3 protein-coding genes are annotated in these 6,896 nt (G+C 74.2%); 1 reads left to right on the top strand and 2 read right to left on the bottom strand.

Features of this window, described 5'->3' with window-relative positions:
- Both MHW47_RS30025 and MHW47_RS30020 read right to left on the bottom strand, forming a co-directional pair.
- Positions 1-420, bottom strand: a 420-nt coding sequence (locus MHW47_RS30025; RefSeq protein ID WP_239226994.1) for a Na(+)/H(+) antiporter subunit C, incomplete at its 3' end; no start/stop codon positions are given.
- On the bottom strand, positions 417-3,329 hold the full coding sequence (locus tag MHW47_RS30020; protein ID WP_239226991.1) for a Na+/H+ antiporter subunit A: 2,913 nt from the start codon (positions 3,327-3,329) through the stop codon (positions 417-419). The genes MHW47_RS30020 and MHW47_RS30025, both read right to left, overlap by 4 nt.
- Positions 3,330-3,629: 300 nt before the next feature.
- Between MHW47_RS30020 and MHW47_RS36165 the strand changes: the two genes are divergently transcribed.
- Positions 3,630-6,896, top strand: a 3,267-nt coding sequence (locus tag MHW47_RS36165; protein ID WP_239226989.1) for a nitrate- and nitrite sensing domain-containing protein, incomplete at its 3' end; no start/stop codon positions are given.

Here is a 6,896-nt window from a genome sequence, read left to right as displayed (position 1 = left end):
CTCGGCGCTGCGGTCGCCGTCGGCCCGGAAGCGGGCGCGCAGTTCGTCGCGTTCGTCCAGCACCTCGGCGCGCAGGACGATGCGCCGGTCCTCCAGGTCGTCGTGGACCTCGTCGGTGCCGGTCAGCTGGTGGCCCCGGTAGGCCATGGCGAGCAGGAACGCGGTGGTGGCCAGGGTGATAACGATCGCGGTGAGGGCGATGGCCTGCGGCAGCGGGTCGGTGACCTCGGCGAGATCGACGCCGTAGAGCAGCGGTTCGCGGCCGGCGGACCCGGTGGCGGACAGGACGAACAGGTTGATGCCGTTGCCGGCGACGACCGCGCCGAGCAGGATGCGGGTGAGGGGCCGGGTCAGCATGAGGATGCCGCCGACCGCGCAGAGGACCACCGCGGCGGCCAGGAGCGAGGCGCTGACGGTCACGGGGTGGCCTCCCCGGTCTCCGGCCCGGCGGCCCGGCGGGCGGCGGCCTTCTCGGCGGCGGCGCGTTCGATCTGGCGGTCGATCTTGGCGCCGAGTGCCCGGACGATGTCGAGGACGACGCCGAGGACCAGCAGGTAGACGCCGCAGTCGAAGATGACCGGGGTGCCGAACTCGAAGTCGCCGAAGACCGGCAGGTGGCCGTGGTACGTCCAGGCGTGCAGGACCGTTCCGTCCCGGAGGCCGAGGAGGGCGACGCCGGTGGAGAGGAAGAGGCCGAGGCCGGTGAAGAGGCCGGGCTGGAGGGGTGCGGCCTCGGCGAGTTCGAACCGGCCGCCCGCGAGGTAGCGGGTGATCAGGGCGAGGCCCGCGACCAGGCCGCCGACGAAGCCGCCGCCGGGCATGTTCTCGGCGCAGAACAGCAGGTAGACGGAGAGCACCAGGATCGGGTGGAACAGCAGCCGGGCGATGACCTCGAAGACCACGGACCGGTGTTCGGGGGCGAGGGTGGCGCCGGCCGCCAGCCAGCCGCGTTCGGGCGCGCCCTCGTCCCCCTGGGGCACCCCGGTCAGCGGTTCGGTGGTCATGGACCAGGCGGTGGGTCCGCGTTCCCCGGCGGGCACGGCCGGGCCCTCGGCGCGGCGGTGCAGGTAGAGCAGGCTGGTCACGCCGATCGCGGCGGCGGCGAGGACGGCGGACTCCCCCATGGTGTCCCAGGACCGCAGGTCCACCAGGATCGTCGCGACGACGTCCTTGAGGCCGTGGTGCGCGGTCTCCTCGACCATGGCGGCGCCGGCCGGGAGCGCGGTGCGCGCGGCGGCGGCGACCCAGACCACCACGCCGAGGGTGGCGGCGGCGGCCAGGGCGACCGGGACGCGCACGGCCCGCCGCCAGCTGCTGACGGACTCCTCGAAGTGGACCGGCATCCGCCGCAGGACCAGGACGAACACGATCATGGACACGGTTTCCACGCAGAACTGGGTGAGCGCCAGGTCGGGGCCGCCCTGGACGACGAACAGCAGCGCGGTCCCGTAGCCGGTGAGTCCGGCCAGCACGACGGCCTTCATGCGCCGTCGCACGGTGAGGCAGAGGAGGGCCGCCGCGCAGGTCAGGGCGGCGACGGCACCCTGGAGCGGGACGTCCCAGAGCCGGGGCGCCGGGGCGCCCCGCCAGGGCTGGTCGGTGATGAGCGCGGAGAGCTGTCCGGCGAGCATCACGAGCAGGGTGGTGGCGAGGTAGACGGAGAGCGAGCCGCGCTGGACGAAGCCGGTGACCTGGAGGGAGAGGCGTTCCAGGCCCAGCAGCAGGTGGCCGAAGACGGCGTCGGCGGTGGGCCAGGCGACGCGCCGGGAGAACCGGGTGACCCGGGCGCGCGCGGCGAAGAGCAGGGCGCCGCCCGCCGTGGCGGCGGCGGAGAGCAGCAGGGCGGTGCCCCAGCCGTGCCAGAGCGCGAGGTGGTAGGGGTGGGCGGGGGCCGGGAAGGTGTCGGCGTACGCGCTGAGCAGCCGGTCCGTCCAGCCGACGCCGGGCCCGAGCACCAGGCCGCAGAGCGCGAGGACGGCGGGGGCGGCGAGGAAGGCGGGGCCGACGCGGTGCACCGGGGTGTCGGGGACGCCGGGCTTGCGCAGGAAGCCGCCCCACAGGAAGCGGGCGGTGTAGGCGACGGTGAGCGCCGAGCCCGCGACCGTGACGCCGAGGGCCCAGCGGTCCGCCGTGTCCCCGTGCAGCAGCGCCTCGAACGCGGACTCCTTGGCGGCGAAGCCGAGCAGCGGGGGCAGGGCGGCCATGGAGAGCCCGGCGAGCACGGCGACGGCGCACACCTGGGGCAGGGAGCGCCCGACGCCGGAGAGCCGGCGCAGGTCGCGGGTGCCGGCGGCGTGGTCGACGATGCCCGTGACCAGGAACAGCGGGGCCTTGAAGAGGGCGTGGGCGAGGATCATGACGGCGGCGGCGAGCGCGGCGTCGCGGTTGCCGGCGCCCGCGAGCACGGTGAGGAAGCCGAGCTGGCTGACGGTGCCGTAGGCGAGCACGATCTTGAGGTCGTGCAGGCGCAGGGCCCGCCAGCCGGCGAGGAGCATCGTCGCGGCGCCCAGGACCATCACGACGGGCCGCCAGCCGGGTACGTCGGCGAAGGCGGGGGCGAGCCGGGCGATCAGGTAGACCCCGGCCTTGACCATCGCGGCGGCGTGCAGGTAGGCGCTGACGGGGGTGGGCGCGGCCATGGCGTTGGGCAGCCAGAGGCTGAACGGCCAGACCGCCGACTTGGACAGCGCCCCGCACAGGATCAGCAGGACGGCGATCTGGACGGCGGTGCCGGCCGGGGGCGGGTCGGCGAGGATCGCGGAGATCCGGTACGTGCCGGCTTGGTGGCCGACGATCAGGAAGCCGATGAGCATGGCGAGGCCGCCGAGGGTGGTGACGGTCAGCGCCTGGAGGGCGGAGCGCCTGCTGTGCCGCTGCTCACTGTCGTACCCGATGAGCAGGTACGAGAAGACGGTGGTCAGCTCCCAGAAGACGTAGAGGGTGATCAGGTCGTCGCTGAGGACGAGGGCGAGCATGGCCCCGGCGAAGGCGAGGAGGTTCCCGGCGAATCCGGCGAGGCGGGGCGTGGTGTCACTGAAGTAGGAGGCGCAGTACAGCAGGACGAGCGTGCCGACCCCGGCCGCGAGCAGCACCATCAGTTCCGCGAGGGCGTCCAGGCGCAGCGCGACGGAGACGTCGTAGGCGGGCAGCCAGCGCCAGGTCCAGCCGGTCGCGGCGCCGGAGGCGGCGGTGTCCCAGCGGGTGAGGGCCCAGCAGGTGGTGGCGGCGGGGGGCAGGGCGAGGACCAGGAAGGCGCGTGCGCCGAGCCGTCGTACCAACGGACGCGCGAAGGCCGCGAGGACGAAGTGGGCGGCGATGAGCGCGGTCATACGGCCGGGCTGCGGGGCTCGTCGGCGGGGGGCGGGGTGCGCGGGGCTGCGGAACGGACAAGGTGCACCGAATACAGATATATCCCCGGCCGCGCCTCACCTGTACGGCGCGCCGCAGTCCGTGGGGATCATGTGCCCGACCGATGTTGCACATGTGAGCCCAGTTCCATTCCGTTTTTGCACTGTGACTACTATCTAGCCGTCCTCGTACCCAATGGATTTGACCAGTCGTGAGACTGGCACCACGTCAAGGAGCATGCCCTGCGCACGCGCGCGTCACGGCGGAGCAGCTCGACCACTATGTCGCTGCGGACGGCCCTGCTGGTACTGGCCGTCGTACCCGGTGTAGCCCTGGCCGCCCTCTGGGCCGTCACCAGTGGTCAGACTCTGCTCGACTTCCAGAAGCAAGCGGCCCAGGGGCAGTTGGCCCAGAAGGCCGGCCAGCCGTCCAACATCGTGTACTACAACCTCCAGGAGGAGCGTCGGCTCAGTGCCGAGGCGCTGGCGCGCGGCGGCGGTCCCACCGACGCCCTGCGCAAGCAGCGCAAGCTGACCGACGACGCCATCGCCGGGTTCCAGTCCCTCTCCGACATCGACACCGACGACGCCCCCGGCGAGGTGCGGGACGCGGTCCGGGGAGCGCGGACGGCGATCACCCAGCTCCCGGCGCAGCGCACCCTCGTCGACGAGGGCGACAGCGACCAGCAGAAGGCCGTGTACCGCTACTACACGGACCTGATCGCCGTGGACCTGAAGCTGTTCACCGCGCTCAGCCATGTGGACAACGGCCGGATCACCACGCTGTCGCAGCCGCTGGTCAGCGAGTTCTGGGCCAAGGAGATGATCTCCCGCTCGGACGCGCTGCTGGCCCGCGGCTGGGCCGCCGGCAAGCTGAGCACCGCCGATCTGCGCGAGGTCCGCCAGGCCGTCTCCGCGCAGTCCTTCCAGTACGCGACGCAGGTCCTCCCCTTCCTCCCGGAGGGCGAGAAGGCCCGGTGGGACGAGGTCTTCGCGAGTTCCGCGTGGAAGACCAAGACCCGGGTGGAGACCCAGGTGCTGCGGCAGGCCGCCCCGGACGGGGACGGATTCGTCCGTCTCGGCGCCAAGGAGGCCGACTGGCGCGGTGCGATGGACGAGGTCACGCCCCAGCTGGTGAAGCTGATGGAGCAGCGCACGGACGTCGTGGTCGCGGCGGGCAAGGACAGTGTCGTCTCGCTGCTGATCAAGGTCGTGCTGACCACGGTCGTCGGCCTGATCGCGGTCGTCGCCGTCATCTGGTTCACCTGGCGTCTGTCGCGCAACCTGCGCCGCCGGATCAGCGCGCTCCAGGAGCGGGCCGAGGAGCTGGAGCGGGCCCTGCCCGACGTCGTGCGGCGGCTCGGCAAGGGCGAGCGCATCGACGTCGAGGCGGAGGCCCGGGCCATCGGGAGCGAGGGCGACACCGCGACCGACGAGCTGGCGCAGCTCGGCAACGCGCTCGACCTGGCCCGCACCAGTGCCCTGCGGGCGGCCGTCGAACAGGCCGACCAGCACCGCGGCTTCGAGCGGCTGCTCCAGCGCATCGCGCGCCGTACCCAGCAGCTCATCGGCCAGCAGCTGAAGAAGCTGGACGAGCTGGAGCGCAAGCACGAGGACCCGGAGGTGCTGGACGGCCTCTTCGACCTCGACCACCTCACCGCCCGCCTGCGGCGCTACGAGGAGAACCTCGTGATCCTCGCGGGCGGTTCCCCGCACCGGCGCTGGCGCAAGCCCGTCGCCCTGCTGGACGTCATGCGCTCCGCCCAGGGCGAGGTGCAGGACTACCGCCGGGTGGTGCTGGACCTGGACGGCTCCCCGTGGCTCTCCGAGCGGGCCGTCGGCCCGGTCTCGCACGTGCTGGCCGAACTGATCGAGAACGCGCTGACGTTCTCCCGGCCGCCCAGCCCCGTCGAGGTCCGGGCGGCGCAGGTCAGCCGGGGCCTGGCCATCGAGGTCGAGGACCGCGGGCTCGGCATGGAGGAGGACCAGCTCGCGGCGGCCAACGAGCTGATGAGCCGGCCGCCCCGGATGGACGTGCTGGCGCACGCCGACGACATCCGCCTGGGCCTGTACGTGATCGCGCGCCTCGCCGACCAGTACGGGCTGCGGGTGGAGTTCCGCAACTCCGCGTTCGGCGGTACCCGGGTCGTCGTGCTCGTCCCGGACTCGCTCACCGTCCCCGGTCCGCACGCCGGTCCGGTGGCGGTCCCGTCGCCGGTGGCCGAGGACACCGCCCCGGCGCCGGAACCCGCCCCGCTGCGCGACTCCGAGGCGCTGCCCAGCCGGGGCCGCGGCCAGGCCCTCGCCGGGGTCACGGCCCTGCACGCGCCGCGCGCCGCGCAGGAGGCGTCCTCCCCGGACCGGGAGGAACACGCGCCGGCCGCGCCCGCCGACCACGCCTTCGGCGAACCCGAGCGGCCGCAGGCGCCGTACGCCGGTGCCGAGGCGCCGGGCAGCTACGGCCACCCCGGGGACGGCGCCCCGTACGGCGGCGGTACGGACGGGCACGCGTACGGCCACCAGGACGGCGCGTACGACGGCGCCGCCCAGAACACGTACGCGGACGGGGGGCAGCCGTACATGACGGCCGAGGGGCAGTACCCGGTGGCTCAGCAGACGTATCCGGAGTCCGAGGAGTCCTACGGGGCCGCGCAGCGGTCCTACCCGGACAGCTACGACCCGGGCGCCCTGGACGCCGACGGCTTCCCGGTGAACCTGCCCAGCCGGCCGGAACCGGCCGCCGGACACCTCGGACAGCCGCCGGCCGGACCGGGTCTCGGCGCCTCCCCCGGCGCGGAGTTCCCCGGCGGTGACTACGCCGGCGCGGACTACTCCGGGGCCGACTACTCCGGGGCCGACTACTCCGGCTCGGGCTTCTCCGGTGCGGACGGTGCCGGCCGGGAGCCCGCCCGGCACGAGCCCGCGCCCGCGCCCGCGCCCGACGAGGGTGTGAGCGCCGCCGCCGACGGGTACGGGCCGCCCACGACCCTCGGCAACACCCGGGTCACCGACGCGCAGCGCGCCCGGGCCGAGGGGCGTTCCCCGATCATCGCGCCGGGAATCCAGCCGGCCGCGATCACCGCGGCGCTCGGGCTGCTGCTGGCGCTCGGCGCGGCCGTCGGCCCGTACGCCCTGCTGGTGCCGCTGGTACTGCTCCAGGCGGTGACGGCGGCGGGCTGGTTCCGGCTCAACGGCATGTGGCCGGCCCGGCAGGGCATCGCGCTGGCGTTCGCCGGCGGTCTGGTGGCCGATGCGGCGCTGCTGGCGGCGGGCCGGGAGAACGGCCCGGCCGCGATCATCGGCACGCTCGGCGTCTGGGTGCTGCTGACCTTGGTGCTCCAGCTGCGCAGCCGGGCGGGCGCCGACGAGCGGATGCAGGGGCTGATGGCCACCGTCGCCTCCGCCGCGCTCGCGGTGCTGGCGGCCGGTCACCTCGCGGCCGTGCCGGACGCGGTGACGGTGGGCGCGGTCGCCGTGGCCGCCGCCGGGGTCGTCCGGGCGCTGCCGCTGCCGGGACCGGTCACGCTGGTGGCGGCCCTGGCCGTCGCG

It is taken from the genome of Streptomyces sp. OfavH-34-F (genome assembly GCF_022347745.1).
Lineage (GTDB): Bacteria > Actinomycetota > Actinomycetes > Streptomycetales > Streptomycetaceae > Streptomyces.
Note: the sequence above shows the minus strand (reverse complement) of the source record. Positions and strands in the feature narration are given on the sequence as shown.